The sequence below is a fragment of the Fibrobacter sp. UWH1 genome (assembly GCF_002210365.1).
GTDB lineage: Bacteria > Fibrobacterota > Fibrobacteria > Fibrobacterales > Fibrobacteraceae > Fibrobacter.
In genome coordinates, this window is sequence record NZ_MWQG01000024.1 from 25,065 (window position 1) to 44,504 (window position 19,440).

General features: G+C 49.9%; 15 protein-coding genes. 12 read left to right on the forward strand and 3 right to left on the reverse strand.

What is annotated here, in order from left to right; translation table 11 throughout:
* Positions 1 to 5: 5 nt before the first annotated feature.
* The 3 genes from alaS (at position 6) to B7992_RS11245 (ending at position 5,691) form a co-directional block, all read left to right on the forward strand.
* Positions 6 to 2,648, forward strand: a complete 2,643-nt coding sequence (gene alaS, locus B7992_RS11235; protein WP_083538371.1) for an alanine--tRNA ligase — start codon at positions 6 to 8, stop codon at positions 2,646 to 2,648.
* A 217-nt stretch (positions 2,649 to 2,865) separates the two neighbouring features.
* Positions 2,866 to 4,842, forward strand: a complete 1,977-nt coding sequence (locus B7992_RS11240; protein ID WP_088666304.1) for a family 43 glycosylhydrolase — start codon at positions 2,866 to 2,868, stop codon at positions 4,840 to 4,842.
* A 93-nt stretch (positions 4,843 to 4,935) separates the two neighbouring features.
* Positions 4,936 to 5,691: a geranylgeranylglyceryl/heptaprenylglyceryl phosphate synthase gene (locus B7992_RS11245; RefSeq protein WP_073157638.1), complete on the forward strand. Its 756-nt coding sequence runs from the start codon at positions 4,936 to 4,938 to the stop codon at positions 5,689 to 5,691.
* 90 nt (positions 5,692 to 5,781) lie between these two features.
* On the opposite strand, the gene B7992_RS11250 is transcribed toward B7992_RS11245, so the two are convergent.
* Positions 5,782 to 6,672: a LysR family transcriptional regulator gene (locus B7992_RS11250; protein ID WP_073157636.1), complete on the reverse strand. Its 891-nt coding sequence runs from the start codon at positions 6,670 to 6,672 to the stop codon at positions 5,782 to 5,784.
* A 230-nt stretch (positions 6,673 to 6,902) separates the two neighbouring features.
* On the opposite strand from B7992_RS11250, the gene B7992_RS11255 reads away from it, so the two are divergent.
* From B7992_RS11255 to B7992_RS11290, 8 genes are all read left to right on the forward strand, one after another.
* Complete coding sequence (locus tag B7992_RS11255) at positions 6,903 to 7,433, forward strand: FISUMP domain-containing protein (RefSeq protein ID WP_073157633.1); 531 nt, start codon at positions 6,903 to 6,905, stop codon at positions 7,431 to 7,433.
* Positions 7,434 to 7,466: 33 nt separating this feature from the next.
* Positions 7,467 to 9,134 carry a putative transporter gene (locus tag B7992_RS11260; RefSeq protein ID WP_073157630.1) on the forward strand — a complete coding sequence of 556 codons (1,668 nt, stop codon included), beginning with the start codon at positions 7,467 to 7,469 and terminating at the stop codon, positions 9,132 to 9,134.
* A gap of 209 nt (positions 9,135 to 9,343) precedes the next feature.
* Positions 9,344 to 9,607: a hypothetical protein gene (locus tag B7992_RS11265; protein ID WP_073157627.1), complete on the forward strand. Its 264-nt coding sequence runs from the start codon at positions 9,344 to 9,346 to the stop codon at positions 9,605 to 9,607.
* Positions 9,608 to 9,619: 12 nt separating this feature from the next.
* Entirely contained in the window at positions 9,620 to 10,531 is a 912-nt protein-coding gene (locus B7992_RS11270) for an ABC transporter ATP-binding protein (RefSeq protein WP_073157624.1), read from the forward strand.
* Positions 10,518 to 11,321: an ABC transporter permease gene (locus B7992_RS11275; protein WP_073157621.1), complete on the forward strand. Its 804-nt coding sequence runs from the start codon at positions 10,518 to 10,520 to the stop codon at positions 11,319 to 11,321. The genes B7992_RS11270 and B7992_RS11275 overlap by 14 nt, the downstream gene beginning before the upstream one ends.
* On the forward strand, positions 11,318 to 12,928 hold the full coding sequence (locus B7992_RS11280; RefSeq protein ID WP_083537908.1) for a type IV pilus twitching motility protein PilT: 1,611 nt from the start codon (positions 11,318 to 11,320) through the stop codon (positions 12,926 to 12,928). Before B7992_RS11275 ends, B7992_RS11280 begins: the two co-directional genes overlap by 4 nt.
* Before the next feature lie 12 nt (positions 12,929 to 12,940).
* On the forward strand, positions 12,941 to 13,945 hold the full coding sequence (locus B7992_RS11285; RefSeq protein ID WP_088666299.1) for an ATPase, T2SS/T4P/T4SS family: 1,005 nt from the start codon (positions 12,941 to 12,943) through the stop codon (positions 13,943 to 13,945).
* Positions 13,917 to 16,364: a patatin-like phospholipase family protein gene (locus tag B7992_RS11290; protein ID WP_088666300.1), complete on the forward strand. Its 2,448-nt coding sequence runs from the start codon at positions 13,917 to 13,919 to the stop codon at positions 16,362 to 16,364. Before B7992_RS11285 ends, B7992_RS11290 begins: the two co-directional genes overlap by 29 nt.
* 43 nt (positions 16,365 to 16,407) lie before the next feature.
* Here B7992_RS11290 and B7992_RS11295 read toward each other — a convergent pair whose 3' ends face one another.
* Both B7992_RS11295 and mltG read right to left on the reverse strand, forming a co-directional pair.
* The gene (locus tag B7992_RS11295) at positions 16,408 to 17,733 is read right to left on the reverse strand and encodes an MATE family efflux transporter (protein WP_073157610.1); all 1,326 of its coding nucleotides are present in this window, start codon (positions 17,731 to 17,733) and stop codon (positions 16,408 to 16,410) included.
* A gap of 75 nt (positions 17,734 to 17,808) precedes the next feature.
* Positions 17,809 to 18,816 carry an endolytic transglycosylase MltG gene (gene mltG, locus B7992_RS11300; protein WP_249269441.1) on the reverse strand — a complete coding sequence of 336 codons (1,008 nt, stop codon included), beginning with the start codon at positions 18,814 to 18,816 and terminating at the stop codon, positions 17,809 to 17,811.
* Positions 18,817 to 18,911: 95 nt separating this feature from the next.
* On the opposite strand from mltG, the gene B7992_RS11305 reads away from it, so the two are divergent.
* Positions 18,912 to 19,349, forward strand: coding sequence for a hypothetical protein (locus B7992_RS11305; protein WP_073157933.1), 438 nt, complete (start codon positions 18,912 to 18,914; stop codon positions 19,347 to 19,349).
* Positions 19,350 to 19,440 lie beyond the last annotated feature (91 nt).

Genomic DNA, 19,440 nt, shown 5'->3' on the forward strand with positions numbered 1-19,440 from the left:
ACAATATGCCTACTATGACTTCTGCGCAGGTGCGCGAATCTTTTATTAAGTTCTTCGAGAGCAAGGATCATCTGTTCGTCCGTAGCTCTCCCGTGGTTCCTCACGATGACCCCACCTTGATGTTCACCAATGCTGGTATGAACCAGTTCAAGGCCATCTTCCTGGGTGACAATCCCAAGGGCTGGAAGCGTGCATGCAACAGCCAGAAGTGCCTCCGCGTTTCTGGTAAGCATAACGACCTTGACGTTGTGGGTCGTGACAACTACCACCACACTTTCTTCGAAATGCTGGGCAACTGGTCCTTCGGCGACTACTACAAGAAGGAAGCTATTAGTTGGGCATGGGAACTCTTGACCGAAGTCTGGAAGCTCCCCAAGGAACGTCTCTTTGCAACTGTCTATCAGGATGATGACGAAGCATGGCAGATCTGGAAGGACGTTTCCGGTCTTCCCGATGACCGCATCATGCGCTTCGACGCTCACTCCAATTTCTGGGAAATGGGCGACACCGGTCCTTGTGGCCCCTGCTCCGAAATTCATTACGACCGCGGCGACCTTGCTACCCAGATGGAAACCTTCAAGGATCCTATCCTGGGCGTGAACGGCGAAAACGACCGCTACATCGAAATCTGGAACAATGTGTTCATGCAGTATGAACGTATCAGCGACGGCTCCCTCATTCCGCTGAAGGCAAAGAACGTTGATACCGGTATGGGTTTCGAACGTATCTGCGCTATCCTCCAGGGCAAGCGTAGCAACTACGACACCGACGTGTTCACCCCGATTATTTCCAAGGTTGCTGAACTTTCCGGCGTACCTTACACTGACGACGAAAACGGCACCCCCCACCGCGTGATTGCAGACCACATCCGCGCAGTCTCCTTCGCTATTGCTGATGGCGCTCTGCCCTCTAACGAAGGTCGTGGCTATGTGCTCCGTCGTATTCTCCGCCGCGCAAGCCGCTTTGCTCGTCTGCTCGGCCAGAAGGAAGCTTTCATCTACAAGCTGGTCCAGGTTCTTGCTGATACCATGGGCGAAGCCTTCCCCGAAATCCGTCAGCGTCAGGCTTTCGTGACCGAAGTGATCAAGAGCGAAGAAGACCGCTTCATCAAGACTCTGGATGCAGGTCTCGAACGTTTCGAAGCCATCGTTACCGAAATGGGTTCTGCCAAGGTTGTGCCGGGTGACAAGGTCTTCGTGCTTTACGATACCTACGGCTTCCCGCCGGACCTCACTGGCATCCTCGCCGAAGAAAAGGGCCTCACCATTGATGAAGCCGGTTTTGAAAAGTGCATGGAAGAACAGAAGGAACGTGCCCGCGCCAACATGAAGCAGGGCATCAACACCATGGGTACCGAAGGCTGGACCCAGTACTCCGAAGCTTCCACCAACTTTGTTGGCTACGAATTGTCCGCTTGCGAAACTAAGGTTGTCCGCTATCGCGAAGACAAGGGTGTTCTTTCCATCGTTCTGGAGACTTCTCCCTTCTACGCCGAAATGGGTGGCCAGGTTGGCGACAAGGGTATGCTGGTTTCTGCCGACTTGGAACTGAGCGTATTTGATACTGTCAAGGTGAACGACACCGCTCTCTGCCGCGCCAAGGTGGTGAAGGGTGAAGCTAACGAACAGACCATGGGTGGTGTGTTCATGGCTACCGTCGACAACGAACGTCGTATGGACATCCGTCGCAACCACTCTGCAACCCACTTGCTCCAGGCCGCTCTCCGCGAAGTGCTTGGTTCCCATGTGCAGCAGCAGGGTAGCTTGGTGACTCCGGATTCCCTCCGTTTCGACTTTACTCACTTCAACGCCATGACCGCTGAAGAAATTCAGAAGGTGGAAGACATCGTCAACGCTAAGGTCATGGAATGCTTGCCGGTGAATACCGACGTCATGGGCGTGGACGAAGCTAAGGCTTCTGGCGCTATGGCTCTCTTCGGCGAAAAGTACGGCGATACCGTACGCGTTGTGAAGATGGGTGCCGCTGGCGAAGAATTCTCCAAGGAACTTTGCGGTGGCTTGCATGTTTCCAATTCCGGTAACATCGGCATGGTAAAGATCATTAGCGAATCCAGCGTTTCTGCCGGCGTCCGCCGTATCGAAGCTGTCACTGGCCGCGGTGCTATGTCTATGCTCCGTGCTGGCGCTCAGATTGTAAATGCTCTCCGCGATCGTCTCCGTTGTAAGGATGCCGAAGTTCTGGATCGTATCCAGCAGTCCTTCGAAAAGACACAGTCCCTTGAAAAGGCTCTCCAGTCCGTGAAGCTGGAACTGGCAACAATGATCGCTGGCGACGTTCTGAATGGCGGCCTCGACGTCATGGGTGTCATGCTCTACGTTCGCGAATTCGATATGCCGGAAGATAAGTACAAGGAACTCCTGGACGGTATCCAGAACAAGCTGGACAAGGGTGCCGTGGCTGTCATTGCTAACAAGGTAAACGGTGCTGGTTCCATCGCCGTTATCGTGGGCAAGGATGTTCAGGCTAAGGGCATCAAGGCTGGCGACATGGTCCGTGATCTTGCCGCAGCATGTAACGGTAAGGGCGGTGGCCGTCCGGACCGTGCTCAGGCCGGTACCCGTGAACCTGAAAAGATTTCCGCAGCTATCAAGGACGCCAACAACTGGATCCGTGCAAAGCTGGGCTAATTAGACGAGAGAGCAGGTATGAGGGACTCCTTTGAGGTAAATAATCGCGCCGAAGGCGCCTAACTCTAGCTCAACGCTCATAACTGTTCACTCTTTACTTCCTACTAAACAAGACCTCTGCAGAAATGCGGGGGTCTGTTTTTTTTGCATAGGATTTACAGGTTAGCGATTCTTTTTTGTTTATATTTATTTGTGGATTAGGGAAAGGATGGACTATATGAGATTTGGGTACACCAAGAACGCACCTGCTTTTGCGTTGGCATTTTTATCTACAGTTTCTTCTGCCGTGGCTGCTGACTGGTATGCCAAGGAAACTCAGTGGGCCGGCCATGATCCGGACATTATCCGTTATGAAGACGGGTACGCCTTGATGACTACGGACAACCATCTGCTGATGCAGACTTCCGAAGATGCCTTGAACTGGAAAAAAGGCGAACCTGCCATGCCCCAGTTCGAGAAATGGCTTTATACCTATGCGCCAAACATGATCGATATCTGGGCGCCGGATATACATTTCATTGGTGGCGAATACCGCGTGTACTATTGCGGTTCCGAAATGGGGATCCGTTCTTCCGGTATGGGCTTTATGTCCAGCAAGGAAATCGATCCCACGAAACCTGGTTATGGTTGGACGGACCAGGGCGAGGTGATTCATACCGTAAAGAACGACGCTTATAATGCCATTGACGCGGCGGTGCTAAAGGACCTTCAAGGCAAGGTCTGGATGGCCTTTGGCTCCTGGGGTACGGGAATCCACATCATTGAACTTGACGAGAAAACAGGCAAGGTGACCAAGGGGGCGGAACAAATTAATATCGCCAACCGTGGTGGTGCCGGTGTAGAAGGGGCTAGCCTCATTGAACATAATGGCAAGTACTTCTTGTTTACGGCTTGGGATAACTGCTGCAAGACAGGTGCTAACCTTGATGGAAATTCCTACAAGACTGTTGTGAACCGCGCTAATTCCATTACGGGACCTTACCTGGACCGTTCCGGAAATCAGGCCCTGAAAGGTGGTGGAACCATTTTGCTGCAACGCTACGGACGCTATTACGGACCTGCCGGTGGCGAAGCTTTTGAAGATATTAATCGTCAGCGCTTTGTGAATCATTACTACGATAAGAACGATACTGGTCGAGCTAAGATCCAGGTTCGCGACATTGTCTATACGGAAGACAACTGGCCTGAACTCGGTCAGCCGTTTCTGGGACGTTATTTGAGTGCCGAAGCGGAACATGGAATTCTCAGCAACGTGGAAATCTCAAGCAGTTCCAAGGCTTCCAACGGCGAGTATGTTGGCTACATCAATGAACCTGACAGCCGTATTCGTCTGCCGATGATTATACCTCAGGCTGGCGATTACTTGATCCGCTATCGTTACGCCAATGACTGGACCGATGAAGGTTCCCACTTTGTGGATGTTAACGGCGTAACCCGCGAAGTGAAACTGCCCATTACTGGAGCCTGGGGTGAATTCCCAGAAAAGTCTGTGGTCTATATTCCCGCCAAATTGAAACGTGGCAGTAACTTTGTTGAAATTACCAAGGGCAAAAGCTATGGGGAACTGGATCGACTGGACTTCCTCCGCATTATTCGCGATACCATTCCTGCAAATGGATTTGATAATGGTATTCGCCTTCGCCTAGATGAAAATGACCAGATGGCAATCAAGGATGGCGGTTACGCCATTTATGAGAATGTCATTACGGATTCTATTACAGGTCCTGCTGTTCATGTAGAAGTGAAGAATTGTGCTGGAGGATCACTTTCCATTAGAACTGAAAGCAAAAAGGGCGATGAAATTTCCAAGTGCGATCTTCCCACGTCTTGTGGGGATTCCAAGTGGGTTAGCGTAAAGTGCTCCGATTTGCCTGAGCTGAAAGGCGTGCAGGATTTCTATGTAACTGCTTCTGGATTATCTGGGGAATTGCTGGTCGGGAACATCGAATTTTCTAAGGCGGCTGAAGCCGAGGGCGATTCTCTAGAAAGAATTTCTGCTGTGAAATCCGTTGCTGGTATGCACTATGATGGAATTACACGAACCGTAGAACTTTCAAGAGATATGCGTTGGACTGTTTTTGATTTGAATGGGGTCGAGGTCCGTCGAGGCTTTAGTCGCAAGGTTGATCTGGAAAACCTTGGTCAGGGGAGCTATCTGGTTCGTGCTGGCGGTTCTTCTGTGAGAGTCCATTAAAACTCTCTAAATGGCGTGTTGCACGCGAAAGGAGTATGCTAGAAAGGTAAAAAGTTCTATATTGAACCTGTACTTTTACTTTTAAGGCGTTTTATGAAAATCGGTAAGACTGAAGCTCGTTTGAATGCAGAAATCGAAAAGCGCGGTGCGTTGTTTGCGGTGCTGCTGGATCCTGATACATCAGACGAGACTGCCTTTGTGAAGGCTGGTGCCATGGCTGCTGAAAATGGCGCAGACCTGCTGCTGGTAGGCGGCTCCTATTTGGGTAATTTCACCTTGCCGAAACAGGTGGCTGCTCTTAAGGCTAATGTGGATCTTCCCGTTGTCCTGTTCCCGGGTGGCGCTTCTCAAGTTGTTCCTGGTTTTGATGCCATGCTGTTCATGACCTTGGTTAGTGGCCGCAATCCCAACTACCTGATCGATGAACAGGTTCGTGGTGGTGCCTTGGTTCGTGCCCTGAACATGGAAGCCATTCCTACGGCTTATCAGTTGATCAATAGCGGCAAGCGTACTACAGTTGAATATATCAGCAATACCATGCCGGTACCTGCTAACAAGCCTAAGCTCAGTATGGTGAATTCCATTGCCGCAGAACTCATGGGCATGCGCTATGTCTATCTGGAAGCAGGTAGTGGCGCCGAAGAGCCCGTTCCTGTAGAACATATTGCCTACACCCGCAAGGCAACCGAAATGACCATCATTACTGGTGGCGGTATTAAGGACCCGCAAACGGCTGCTGTCCGTGTTGCTGCCGGTGCAAATATCATCGTGACGGGCACCCTATGGGAAAAGGTCCAGGACCCGAAACTCCTTGCTGAATTCTCTGCTGCGATTCATACTAAGGGTTAACATACCTAACGTTGCAAAACGTTGTATAAAATCAAAAAGGCTCCACCAAGGTGGGGCACTTTTTTTGGATGAGATTGTTTGAACGATTTGCTATTTCCGTTTGCGGGTCTGCTTCTGCTGAATGTATTTCGTCAAGAAGTTGTAGAATTGCTCCGTCTTGGAATTGTCCTGTTTGTTGCGTCGCAAGGAAACCACGATATCTCGCTTGAATTCGGTGTCCGTAATTTCAAGGAGCTTAATCTTTTTGTGATCCATCTTTCCCCAGGAAAGTTCTGGCCAGAATCCCACTCCGATACCTGCGGCGACAGCTTCCTTGATTGCGGTTGCGTTGTCGCTTTCAAAAGTGACATTGGCGTGGAAGCCGATTCTGTCGCAAAGTTCGTTGCAGATTTTGCGGTATTGCTTGGATCCGTAGAGTCTGATGAATTTTTCATCTTTTAGATCGAGAAGGGAAATGGAACTAAGCTTTTTGTATTGGGCTGTATTGGGAACGGCCAAGAAAATTTTTTCGGAATGGACGAAAGTCTTGTCGCTATTTGTATTATCCAGTTCCGGTTTGTAGGTGGCGTATGTCCTTACGCAAATGTCGAAGATGTTTGTTTCTTCATTTTGGATAAGGTCTACGTTTATGTCGGAATTGTTCTGCTTGTATTCAATGACGGCATTTGTAATTAATGTTGATGCCGCAAGAACGTTCAGCTTGACATTGTTGTTCTGCTTGTTGGCTGTGGCTCGCAGTTGTTCGGGCAACTCCATCATGTTGGCGTAAAGGGGGAGCATCTTTTCGTAAAAGAATTTTCCGCTTTCTGTAAGTTTGATGTTTCTGCCGGATGTCTTGAAGAGCGCTACACCGAGCTCATCTTCCAATTTGTGTATGGCTTGGGTGAGAGCTGGCTGGACGATGCAAAGGTTTTTTGCGCTTTGAGTGACGTGCTCAGTGCGTGCCACTTCTAGAAAGTATTTAAGCTGAGTCAGTTCCATCAATAATAAATATAAAACTTATGTCTTCTATTTCCTAGGTTTTTAATTGATAATATTTAATTATTGAAATATCATAAAATTTGATGAAAGTTTTATGTAATCATCAAAAAAAATTATCAATGTGATATGAAGAAATTATTAGTCAAACTGGAATGTTGATTCTAGATTTGGCGCCGTAAAAAGAGCTCTTAAAATTCTAATCGTCAAAAAACTCTTAAGGAGATTGATTTATGAAGCTCAGGTTTGTTGCTGCCATGGCCGTTGTAGCCTTTGCCGCCTTTACCTTCACCGCCTGCGACAAGGCCAATGCCTGCAACTATAATGAGTCTGCAAATACTCTTACTTGCCAGGAAAAAACTTACAAGACCGTAAAGACTGGTAATAAGGTCTGGATGGCAGAAAACCTGGCTCGCTTTGATTCTGATTCTAGCTTCTGCTATGGAAGCAATCATGAAAACTGCGAAAAGTATGGACGTCTCTATCCTTATGAGTCCGCCAATACAATTTGTCCCGATGGTTGGGCTTTGCCGTCTCAGGCAGATTTTGAAGGTGTTGATCTTAAAGTTCTTAATGTCTTGAATGCCGGTTATCGCTATGCTAGTAACGGTAAGTTTGCCGATGAAGGTGTCAGCGCCAGCTTCTGGACTGCAGATTCTTATGACGATGCCCGCGGAACTATGGTTCGAATCAAGGATGATTCTATCTCCTACGAACATTTCAGCAAGAGTATCGCCTACTCTGTTCGTTGCATCAAGAAGTAGCACTTAAACATTTATCAATATACAATCAAACATATGGAATGGCTAATTAATCTCTTTATCGGTACTTCTGTAGCGCAGCAGGTTGTTGTGCTCTCTTTCACCGCTGCCGTGGGCCTTATGATCGGAAAGATCAAGGTCAAGGGTGTTAGCCTGGGCGGCGCGGGAGCCCTGTTTGTCGGTATCTTGATGGGCCATGTGGGCTTGCGCATTGAACCGAATGTTCTGCACTTCATGCAGGAATTTGGCTTGATTCTTTTTGTCTACACCATTGGTATGCAGGTGGGGCCTGGTTTTATTGACTCCATCCGCCGCCACGGCCTTGTACTTAACATTTTGGCGGTAAGCGTTGTGCTTATGGGTGTGATTGTCACCCTCTGCCTTTACTTCTTTACGGATATGCATAACAACGTACCCGTGCTCATTGGAATGCTTTGTGGCGCAGTCACAAATACGCCTTCCCTAGGAGCCGCAAATTCAGCCTTTGTCGCGGCCGGGGCAGACACATCCCTGACGGGCATTGGGTACGCTGTTGCATATCCGTTTGGCGTTCTCGGAATCATTCTGGTCATGATTCTTATTCGAATCTTCTTCAGACAGGATCCGCAAAAGTCTGCAGATGATTATGCTTCTGAAATCGCAGCGACCCGCAAGGATATCGTTTCTTGCAGCCTTTCTCTGGATAACAAGAATCTGTTGGGTTCCAAGATTAAGGAAATCCCGGGAATCCGCTCCAGTGGCGTTGTTATTACCCGTCTCCTTCGCGACGGCAATGTTTCTATGCCCGACGGTAAGGTGGAATTGCAGCAGGGCGACTGCCTCCACATTGTGGGCTTCCCTGAAGCAGTTGCCGAAATGGAAAAGATTATCGGTACCCGCCTGTCGAAGCCGATTACCGAAAACGATTCCAAGTTTGAAACTCGAAGCATCCTTGTGACCAATAAGAAAGTCCTGGGCAAATCTTTGGGCGAACTGGCTCTTGAACGTTTCGGTGTGACTGCAAGCCGTGTCGTGCGTGGTGAATTCAAGTTTACGGGTCGTCTGGATCTCCGTCTGAAATTTGCCGATAAGATTCTTGTTGTCGGTCCTCGCGAAAGTATAGATGCTGCAGCAAAGCTCCTGGGTGATTCCCTGAAGGCTCTTGAACATCCCGAAATTATTCCCGCCTTCGTTGGAATTTTCCTGGGGATTATCGTTGGATCTATTCCCCTGACCATTCCTGGAATGCCGACCCCGCTGAAACTTGGTCTTGCTGGTGGCCCGCTGGTTATTGCCATCATCCTTTCCCGAGTTCGTAAGATTGGCCCTCTGAATTTCTTTATGGCGGCAAGCGCAAACTTGATGCTTCGAGAACTTGGTATTACTTTGTTCTTGACTTGCGTCGGTCTCAATGCCGGTATCAAGTTCTTTGACGTGTTACTGAAGGGAGATGGTTTTTACTACATGGGACTTGCCGCACTTATTACCTTTATCCCCTTGATGGTTGCGGGTATTGTGGGCAAGCTTGTTTTCAAGGTAAATTACCTGAGCCTGTGCGGTGCCATCGCTGGTTCCATGACCGATCCTCCGGCACTTGCCTTTGCCAATGGCCTTTCTGGAAGTGAAGCTGTAAATGTGGGCTATGCTTCTGTGTATCCGTTAACAATGCTGCTCCGTATTTTGAGTGGCCAGGTACTTGCCATTATTCTCTATAGCGTCGTGTGACGGATCTAGAAAACAGGTTCTTTGTTCTCCTCCAATCGAAACCCTTAATCCCCGGTCTCGCGGCAGACCGGGGATTTTTATCCAGTTTGCAGTTTTTTGCCCGATTTCCCCATATTTCAGGGATGTTCTCGTTTGCAATCCTTTTTTAAAAGTGTATTTTTCAAGGAAGAAAAGAGCCGCAAGCAAATTGCGGTGTTATTGAGGTTAAAATGCGAAAAATTGTGATTGCGACCTATGTACTTCGTGGACTTGGCATCGTGTTTGTACTGCTAAGCCTGTTTGGGCATAGTGTAATTTTGAATTTGTTTCCTGGCCTTGAAGGTCAGTCGATCAATCCTATTTTCTATTCTGGCGTTGTGGTATATCTTGTTGGTGCTGCCATTTATTTCGTCATCAATAAGAAGGAAAAGGCGGAGCGACGTCGCCGCATGATTGAAGAGGCCGAAGAAAAGGCTTTTGGTCCCCGAGACTAGATTGAGATTTTTATGATAAAAATTGAGAATTTGCACAAGACCTACCGCAGTGGTTTCTTGATGAAACCGAAGCTCGCCCTTAAGGACGTAAGCTTTTCTGTGGAACCGGGTCAAGTTTATGGTTTTATTGGCCCTAACGGTGCCGGAAAGTCTACCACCATCAAGGTGCTGACCGGTCTTTTGAATTTTGATTCCGGAACGGTGCTGGTGAACGGTATTAGCCCCCGCGATGTAAAGAGTCGTACCTTTTTGGGCTATTCTCCTGAACAGCCGTATTTTTATGATTACTTGACTGGACGAGAACTTCTGAAGTTCTATGGCAAGCTTGTTGGTCTGGATGGGGTTGAACTGGATAAGCGTATTCAGTGGGCCTTGGAACTTTTGCATGCCGACAAGGACTGGATTGACCGCCGCCTCCGTTCATATTCAAAGGGTATGATGCAGCGCGTAGGAATTGCCCAGGCTATTCTCGGTAAGCCCAAACTTTTGATTCTGGACGAACCTATGAGCGGCCTCGATCCTATGGGCCGTCGTGACGTTCGTGGTGCAATCCAGCAGCTGAACCAGGATGGGGTGACGATTTTCTACTCCAGCCACTTGCTCAGCGATGTGGAAAGTATCAGCCATCGTGTGGCCATGATTGTAGATGGTAAGATTGTTCGTGAAGGTACCGTAGACGAGATTACGGAATCTTGCGGCGTTGAATACCACGTTCGTACCCGTCAGGGTATCCTCCAGTCGGAGTTGCCCGAGGGCGTAACCCCTGCAGGTCATCCTCAGGAATGCATTTGTGCTGATGATGCCGCTCGTGATCGCCTCTTGCGCTACTGCCTAGAAAAGGGAATCGCTGTGGAACGCATGGAACACAAGCGCCCCAGTCTTGAAGATATTTTGACAGAGGAGATTGCCCGTGCAGACGTTTAAGCATATTGGCGTTATTGCCCTCAATACCTTCCGCGAATCCATTCGCGACAAGATTCTTTATAATATCGGTTTCTTGGCTATCGCGCTCACCTTGTTCAGCATTGTGCTTGGTGAATGGTCTGTTTTTGACCGCTCTTACGTGATCAAGTCTACAACCCTTTCTGTTATGAGCCTTTCTGGTCTCCTGATTTCCATTTTTGTGGGTATCAGCCTGGTGCAGAAGGAAATCAAGGGACGTACGGTGTTGACCTTGTTGTCTAAGCCCATTAGTCGAGCCTCCTTTATTGTTGGCAAGTACTTTGGGCTGCTGGCTGTGGTGGCTGTGCATCTGGCTCTCCTGACTTGCATTTATTATCTGATGCTTCTGGCTACCGGGTCTGAGCCGACTTTGAGTCTGCTTACTGCGATCTACCTGATTTTCTGCGAGATGGCTGTGGTCATTGCGGTGGCCTTGTTGTTCAGCAGCTTTAGCAGCACTGTGCTTAGCGCCCTGTTTACCCTGGGTGTCTATTTTGCGGGACACTTGAGCAATCAGCTTTTGGAACAGGTCCGCTTTGCTAGCCGTATGGGCGAGATGAGTGGGGCTTCTACTGCAGTTTTCGAAAAGGCTGCCGTTGTCATTCACGCGGTTTTCCCGGGCCTTTATCGTTATAATGTTACAAGTTACGTGGTTCATGGCGTGGCTCTTCCGGATATGTATGTATTCTGGAATTCTGTGTACGCCGTTGGCTATGTGGGTGTTTTCTTGGCCATCGCTAGCTGGTGGTTTAGCCGGAGGGATTTCCTATGAGAAATCAGTATATGGCAAAGGTCCTCGTTCACAATAAGGTGGTGTCCGAGGCTCAGATTCAGGCCCATTGGGGCGAAATTACAGACAAGAAGGATATTGGCCAGGTATTGGTTGATGCCGGGGTATTACAGCCTCCTGTGTACATCAAACTTTTGGCCTTCGTCAAGAATTTGGAAGCCAAGGCTGCTGCCGAAAATGCTGCTGCGCCTGCTGCGGAAGCTCCCGCATCTTCAACCTCGGCGAAGGTTTCCGCACCGTCTATGCGGACTATGGCTTCGAAGCCTGGTGAATCTTCTGCTTCTGCCTCGGATGATGCCGGTGGTCTTCAGATTGAAGGCAATAATCCTTACGGAGAAACGACTTCTACGACCAATATGGAAGTGGAGACTGTGACGGGGCTTGAGGCTACTAGTATCAGCACGGTGCAGGTTCAGACAGAATATGATGAAAATGCCGAAGATGAGGATGATGGCAAGTTGCCGGCTCGTTTTGCCGTGGCTACTGGAGAGGGTAAGGCTGTTGAAGCTCCCGAGACCATCCGTCCAATGACGAATTTGTCTCAGCTGATTGCGTTCGCCCGAAAGTTTAATGCGACGGATATTTACCTGTTTGCAAACCGTCCCGTTGTGATGCGTCAATCCGGTGGGCTGTTCGTTGCGTCGGAAGCTGTTCTGGATCTGGATCGCATCAACGACCGCCTGAATGAAGCTGTTGTGGGTTTCTCTGACGGTTACAAGATTATTGTCGGCAAGAACTTCAGCAAGACTATTGGTCTTGCGGGTGCTGGTCGAGCCCGCATTACGGTTACCTGGAACGGAACCACGCCTAGCATTTCCATTCGCGTGATTCCCTCGGAAGTTGCAAGCCTTGAGAATTTGTATCTGCCGGCATTCTGTAACCAGTTTGCGGATTTGACAAGCGGTCTTGTCTTGATTGCGGGCCCTGCAGCAAGTGGTCGTTCCACGACCATGACGACTTTTGCGTCGACTATTGCCGCAAACCGTGATGTATACATCCAGACGATTGAAAAGCCCATTGAACGTCTCCTGGAGAATCCTCGTGGTGCCATCGCTCAACGTGAAGTGGGACTCCATGTGCGTTCTGGTATTGAAGGCGTTGAACTCGCCATGGCCAGCGGTGCCGATGTAATTTTATTTGATCACCTGGAAACAGCCGAGGAACTGGACTTGCTGTTGCGTGCCTCTAATTCTGGCGCTCTGGTGTTTGCCGTAACGGATGGCAATAATGTACACGCCCTGCTTTCTCGATTACTGTCTTCTGTTCCCGAAAGCAACCGTACTGCTTTTGCCAATACTCTGGCTGACCAGCTTAAGGGTGTTATCGTTCAGCACTTGATTCCCATCGTCCAGAATCAGGGCTTGATCCTGGCTGCAGAAGCGATGAAGATGACTTCTCCCATGGCCAACTTGTTACGCCGTGGTGATGTGTCTCAGGTGGCTGCGGCAATCTCGAGCCAGAAGGATCAAGGTATTACCTTGGATGATTCCTTGCAGAAGTGCGTTGAATCTGGTTACATTGAAGGTGCAGAAGCTTGGAAACGTGCTTGCGATAGTCGTCGTTTCGCTTCTTATCGTCCGACAAATTAATGGAGGTTTGTGATGGCTACAGAAATTGATTCTCTGTTGGATTACGCTCTGCAGGTCGGAGCTAGTGAAGTGATTATTACCGAAGGTGCTCCTGCTGCGGTTCGCCTGGCTGGCAAGGTTTGTGCCATTCCCGATGCTCCGGCAACGGAATTTGGAACGCTTAGAAAATTTTTGGGATCTATGGACGGAGAGTCCGGAATGATTCTTGGTGGCCCCTGGTGCAATTCCCGCTGGAGAGTTCGCTACTGCCGTGCCGCTCTCGGGAATACGGCGGTGTTCCGCCCCGTTCTTGAGGATTGTCCGGATTTTTCTGCCCTTGGCGTTCCTGAAATGCTGTCTAGCCTTCTCAGCTTGAGTGGCGGTCTTGTTGTGTTTGGCGGTCCCGCCTGTAGCGGCAAGACAACTACAGCTACCGCTTATGTGTCTGCCTTGTGCCAATCCAAAATTTTGCGTGTTAGCCTTTTGAATCCCAAGGAAGAGCTGAAGGTAAAAAGAGGCGACAGCCTTGTGCTTGAAGACTCCCGAGGTGATGTCCAGAGCAAGATTGCCCAGGCACTTCGTAGCGGCACTGATTTGATTTGGCTTGGGGATTTTGAAGGCATGTCCTTGATTCCTATTCTGAAAGCTGCGGAAGCCGGCGCCCTGGTTGTCCTTAATGTTTCTGCGGGCAATACGGTTGGCGTGCTGGAGGCTCTGCTTTCTTCGGAAACTCCGGAAAATCGCGGGTTGGCTCGTAACATGTTGGCTTCGGTTCTCAAGGCCGTTGTCGTGCAACGTCTTGTTCCTGCCGCAGAAGGTAATGGTGCTGTTCCTGCATGGGAAATTCTTTACGGTACTCAGAACGTGGCATCAAGAATCCGTAATGGCGAACATTATACCCTGCCCTCGATTATTGCGGCCTCTGCCGCTGACGGCATGTTGTTGATGGATGACTGCCTTGTGGAATTAGTAAAAGCCGGTTATGTAACGCAAGAGGAGGCTGCCAAGTATGCGGCTAACCCTGCGCGCATGGCTTAACGCATTCAGCTCTTTAAACGGGGCGGCATTTTTTGCCGCCTTTTTGTCGTTGTCCTTTTGGGGTGGAGCGGAAGCTTTCGCTCAGGAAGGCGTGCTACCTTTTGATGAAACACAGGAAATGGCTCTTACGGATTCCTCTTCCGTAGATTCTGTTTCCCGTGGTTCCGCGGTCATGGATTCCGTTGCGACGGATTCGGCTTTGGCGGGCCCGGTTTCGTCTGATTCTGTTTCGTCTGCCTCCATTGTGAATGATTCTTCTGCAGTGGTGACTCCGGCGTTGCCTAAAACGGTCAAGAATGTATTGTATTTAGGAGGTGGAGATCATTCTCCCTGGTATCATCTAGGTGTTCTGTATGCTATAGAAGAATTTGGAATTCCTGTGGATTCTGTCGTGGCTACGTCATGGGGCGCCTGGGTTGGTGCCCTGTGGGCGAAGGGGGTGTCTCCAGATGAAATCCAGAGAATCATGCTGGACTCTACCATCGCTCCTTATGTGGGACGTAATTTGACTGCGGAAACCGCCGGCCTTTCGCAGGAAGGTGGTGACGCTTTTGAATGGGCCTTGTCGGAAGATGGAATTCCTTCGTTGAGAAAAAGATTTTCTGTTTCAAGGACTGATGACGGTCACCTTGTTCAAAATAGAAAGCCCCTTGTGAGAGACTCCGTTCCTTCTGGACGAGCTTTGGCCAAGTTGAGGTTTCAGGAAAGTCTGTATCGACAGCCGATTCAATATGCACGCCCGTTTTCGCTGGTGGGTTGCGATGAGAACGCCACGGCGGAATTTCGTTCGGGTTCTGTTGATGAAATCATAAAGTCCCTGCCGTTGTGGTGGAACGATGGTGATGTTTCTGTTAAGCGGGCTTCCGGTGAACTTTGTCCGTTTTACGCCTTGCCTGCAGAAGATCGGTTAGATGAATTGTCTATTATCGTTGTTGCGGATCCTCTTAGAAATCCCCCTGTCGGAGATGTGCGGAATCGGTTGCTTCGTAAGATGGAATCTGCGCAGCTGTCCAATCAGCCGGGGGTGATAATTCGCTCCCATGCCATTTCTGACACTTCTCGTAATGCCTGGATTCAGGCGGGTTTTTCTGCCGTAGAACAGCGACGTACTTCTCACCCGGCGTTGTCCTCCCGCAAGGTGGATTATGGGAATGGACGTAGACCGGCTGCAAAATCCTGGTTCCGTTTTTCTCCGTCGCTAGACAGTTTACGTTCGTCTATTCATGCAGCTGTGCGGTCTTACTGGAACGAGGCGGATACGGGTTTGGCTGGCCCTCGTAATTTTGCCGGAGCTATTCTGAAAAATCCGGCTTATGACTCGTTGGATTTCTTTATGGGTGCAACGGGGGATCTGTTTGTAGAGACGGTATCGCATCCGACTTTTGATCTTGCTGTGGGCGGTTTTGGCTCGAACGTAGTTGGCCCCCAAGCCTATGCCGAAGGCTCTGTTCGCTATGTTGATCATGTGGAACTGCAATTGACTCTGGCTGGATTCTGGGGTGGAAATTCCTATGGTGTGATGCCTCGTCTTGATATTTCCAAATTGTTGGGACTCGGTTGGGGCGTTTCTCTGGATTTCGCTTTCCTTAGATTGCAACCGCTGCGGTCATATTACAACAGTCTTCCCTGGAATTTAAAAGTCGGCCATGAAGAACGTATGGATCTGAACTTGTCCATGTATTACGAAATAGATTCTCGCCAGAAGATTGCTGCAGAATTTCTTTTTGGAAGCAGGACCTATGAGCTGGACACCTTGCATTATAGAAATGGTGAAGTCGTAACATACCCGGTTTCTCCCATGCTTCATTACTCTTATGAATCGTCTGGTGAATCTGGGTGGTTTGCTGAAGATGGTGCCGGTGTTGATGTGATGGCTGGTATGGAATCTATCGGTTATCGATTTGACATCATGGACCTTGTGCCGATCTATTGGAAGATTCTTGTTGATGGTCGCCTGGTCTATTCGCCTCACCCCAACGTATCGCTGGGTATTGGTGTTGCCGGTGGAATTGAACGCTATCACGAAGATGGTTTCGGCTATGTTTCCCCCAAGTCGTTCGAATGCGGCCCGCTGGATTTGGCTTACCGTCTGCATGCTCAGGCAACCCCTTGGTCGACGGAATGGTATAACCGTGAGTTGTCTTCCCACGAATATGGTATGTTGCGAGCTAATGGTGGAGTCCATGGAAAACATCTAGGTGCCTGGATTTTTGCTGCTTATTACCATGACTTTGAAGACAGCCCCTTGGCAGAACTTGATGTAGATAAGTTTGTGGTTGAACCTGCGGTAAGGTTCGTCTACAAGTCAATGGTCCTGTATATGGGATTGAATAGAATTGTTGACAAGGATTCGTTTAAAGAGTTGAGGAATCTGTCGGATTACAGTTACTTTATCCGTGTCGGCAATTATTCTTTCTAAATGTATGACGTAAAAAAGGGGTCTCGCGAGAGACCCTTTTGCTTTATACAACGCCGAAGTTTTTCCACTTTCCGCCGCGCCAGCGGATATAGTTGACAATGGAGCGGTAGCATTCGTCGGCGGCCATGCCTAACCAAATTCCTGCAAGGCCCAGTTCTAAAGTGAATCCGAGGAATAGTGCGGTTCCCAGGCCGCAAGTCCACATCATGGCGGTGCCTACGATGGCGGGGAACTTGGAGTCTCCTGAAGCACGGAGCGCTGAGGTTATGGTCATGTTGGCTGCCTTGAACGGCTGCAGCAGAACGTCGCACCACAGGCAGATTTTGCCCAGTCTCTGAACCTCGGGGTCGTTGGTGTAGAGGGATAGCAACTCTGTTCCGAAGAGGGCGACGATGATAGCGACGATGAGCCCGCTGGAACAACCTGCAATAAGGCTCTGGTGCAGTCGACGGTTGGCCATCTGGTAATCGTGGGCTCCTACCAGATGGGCCACCAGAATCTGGTTGCCGCTGCTGAGACCCACGCTAAGGATTACCGCCAACATGGCGAAGTTGGCACTGAAAATTCGTGCGGTCATGGACACGATTCCCAGGTGAACGATAATGGCTGTAAGGACTACCTGGAACATCTGGAAACTGACCGGCTCCACGGCTGCGGGGAAACCGATACGGATCCAATCAGGAAGGATAATACGGGAACGCTTAAAATCGGTACGTCTAATTTTATGGTGAACCTTATAGCGCAAGATGCAGAACAGGATGCCAGAGGAAATCGCCCAGGAAAGCATGGTGGCTAGTGCCACGCCCTTTACGCCCATGCAGGGAAGTCCGAAGTAACCGTTCAGGAATACGACGTTCATGGCCGCATTGGAAATGATGGTGATAATGTTTCCAAGCAAGTTCCAGGTGGTTAGACCATTGGTAGCTATGAGGGCGGTCAGTGTAGTCTGCAGGGACCTGAAGGCGAAACCGAAGGCGACTACGTGAAGGAATTCCTGGGCGTATCCGGCAGCCTCTCCGGAGAGTCCCATCCATCGGACGATGTTTCCTTCTAGGGGGATGATGATGAGCATGAAGGCGATGCCCAGCAGGATGCTCCCTATGAGGACCATGGTCTGGGTGGTGCCAGCCTGACGGGGGCGCTCTGCCCCGAGGAACTGGGAAGCGATACTTGCGCCCGCCTGGGAGAACGCGGTAATGGCCATGAATAACGCTCCTAGCAGGGGACCGAGGGCTCCTACGCCTGCCGCCGCGGTTTCAGAAGTTCTAGAGAGAAACCAACTGTCCATCATGGGCTGGAATGTGGCGATTCCAAATGTGAGGAACAGGGGCCATGATAGGCTGAGCAGGGAGCGGTCTTTGACTTGCATATAACAAACGTAGCAATGGCGTGAGGCCATTGCTAGCGGGTGAAAAGGGAATTGTGTTTACAATTGTGTAGGGACTTATTCGCCTCTGTTTCTTGCGGCGACGTCCTTGTACTTGTTGTGGTCTGCCAGGGTACTGCTGAAGAAGTGTGTCATGGAGCCGTCGTCCTTGGCCACGAAGTAGAGGGCTTCGGTCTTTGCCGGGTTCAGGGCGGCGTAGATGGCCTTGCGTCCGGGGTTGGAGATGGGGCCGGGCATCAGTCCCTTGAACTTGCGGGTGTTGTAGGGGCTGTCGCTGTTCAACTGGCTCTTATAGATGGGACCGGTCAGATTCTTGAAGATGAACCTCACGGTGGGGTCGGCGCCCAGGGGCATGCCGATGCGGAGGCGGTTGTGGAAGACTCCTGCAATAAGGGGGCGTTCTTCGGGAATGCCGGTTTCTTCTTCTACGACGCTGGCCAGGGTAAGAACACGGTGCCAGGTTCCCAGGGTTTTCCACATGGCCTGCGGCTTGCTGAGCATTTCGTCGCGGAGTTTCAGGTTTGCGGCAACCATCTGCTTCAAAATTGTCTCTTCGTTGGCGTCCATGGCGAAGGGATAGGTGTCGGGGAGCAGGTAGCCTTCAAGAGTCTTGGCTTCGAGGCCCAGGCTTTGGGCGAACTTCGGGTCCTGGACCAACTTGTTCCAGCGGTCCTCGTCCAGGTTGGGGAATGCCTTTTTCAGGTATGCGGGAATCTCCCAGCTGGCTCGGCCTTCGGGAATGGTCACTTTTTTTACGGCGTTCTTGCCGCTTTCGATAATGGCCAGGACCTGGGGAAGGGTAAGACCTGCGGGAATTTCGAACCAACCGGCCTTGAGATTGGGCTTCTGCTTGTGGCAGATGATCTTGAATGCCAGTTCATCAGACCAGATTCCGTTCTTCTGCAGAATCTGGAAAATCTTGGTGGGGGAACTGCCCTTGGGCACTTCGATAAGGGTTAAAGTCTTGTTTTGGGCCGTTTCCTGGAGTCTAGAGTTGATGGAATAGGCTCCAAAACCGGCTGCGAGGGCCAAAATTAGGGTAAAACAAAGTAAAATCTTCTTCATACGGCAAAAATTTAAAAGAAATTATGACAAAAGGGAAAAATAAAAGGTATATTCCTATCGCATAATTGAATTTTACCCTGTTTCTGAGGAAGAATATGAAGAAGGTATTGTTGATTGCTCTTGCCCTGATGGTCGGAATGTCTTTCGCCGCAGGTAAGAAGGTGAAGTCCAAGCTTGGCGATGTTGATCTGACCAAGGAAAAGGATGGCGGCGCTGTTGTATGTACCGCTGGCTTCAACGAAGAACTGACCATCGTTAAGGATGGTGATACCGAAGTGCTCGTTAAGGGTTCTTGCGGTCAGGGTTGGGTCGCTAAGTCCAAGATCGAATACGTTGCTCAGGCTGCTGGCGATAAGTCCATGAAGCTCGAAGGCGTGGACGTGGTCGGCTGGCTCGATAACCCGTCTGCAGTGTTCGTGTTGGAAAACGATGACCTTGACTTCGACGGCGTGAACATCGACCGTGACTTCAAGGAATACCTCCAGCACACTATGGACCGCGAACAGACCGAAATGCGCAACAACGAAAACTAATTAAGGGAATTCCAAAAGCCCTTAAAAACGCCTTGCTGTAAAAAGCAGGGCTTTTTTCATTCTGGAGGCGGGGCGCAGACCCGCCCCCAGA

Coding starts and splice junctions, on each gene's coding strand:
- alaS (WP_083538371.1), top strand. CDS start 6: ATGCCTACTATGACTTCTGCGCAGGTGCGCGAATCTTTTATTAAGTTC.
- B7992_RS11240 (WP_088666304.1), top strand. CDS start 2,866: ATGAGATTTGGGTACACCAAGAACGCACCTGCTTTTGCGTTGGCATTT.
- B7992_RS11245 (WP_073157638.1), top strand. CDS start 4,936: ATGAAAATCGGTAAGACTGAAGCTCGTTTGAATGCAGAAATCGAAAAG.
- B7992_RS11250 (WP_073157636.1), bottom strand. CDS start 6,672: ATGGAACTGACTCAGCTTAAATACTTTCTAGAAGTGGCACGCACTGAG.
- B7992_RS11255 (WP_073157633.1), top strand. CDS start 6,903: ATGAAGCTCAGGTTTGTTGCTGCCATGGCCGTTGTAGCCTTTGCCGCC.
- B7992_RS11260 (WP_073157630.1), top strand. CDS start 7,467: ATGGAATGGCTAATTAATCTCTTTATCGGTACTTCTGTAGCGCAGCAG.
- B7992_RS11265 (WP_073157627.1), top strand. CDS start 9,344: ATGCGAAAAATTGTGATTGCGACCTATGTACTTCGTGGACTTGGCATC.
- B7992_RS11270 (WP_073157624.1), top strand. CDS start 9,620: ATGATAAAAATTGAGAATTTGCACAAGACCTACCGCAGTGGTTTCTTG.
- B7992_RS11280 (WP_083537908.1), top strand. CDS start 11,318: ATGAGAAATCAGTATATGGCAAAGGTCCTCGTTCACAATAAGGTGGTG.
- B7992_RS11285 (WP_088666299.1), top strand. CDS start 12,941: ATGGCTACAGAAATTGATTCTCTGTTGGATTACGCTCTGCAGGTCGGA.
- B7992_RS11290 (WP_088666300.1), top strand. CDS start 13,917: ATGCGGCTAACCCTGCGCGCATGGCTTAACGCATTCAGCTCTTTAAAC.
- B7992_RS11295 (WP_073157610.1), bottom strand. CDS start 17,733: ATGCAAGTCAAAGACCGCTCCCTGCTCAGCCTATCATGGCCCCTGTTC.
- mltG (WP_249269441.1), bottom strand. CDS start 18,816: ATGAAGAAGATTTTACTTTGTTTTACCCTAATTTTGGCCCTCGCAGCC.
- B7992_RS11305 (WP_073157933.1), top strand. CDS start 18,912: ATGAAGAAGGTATTGTTGATTGCTCTTGCCCTGATGGTCGGAATGTCT.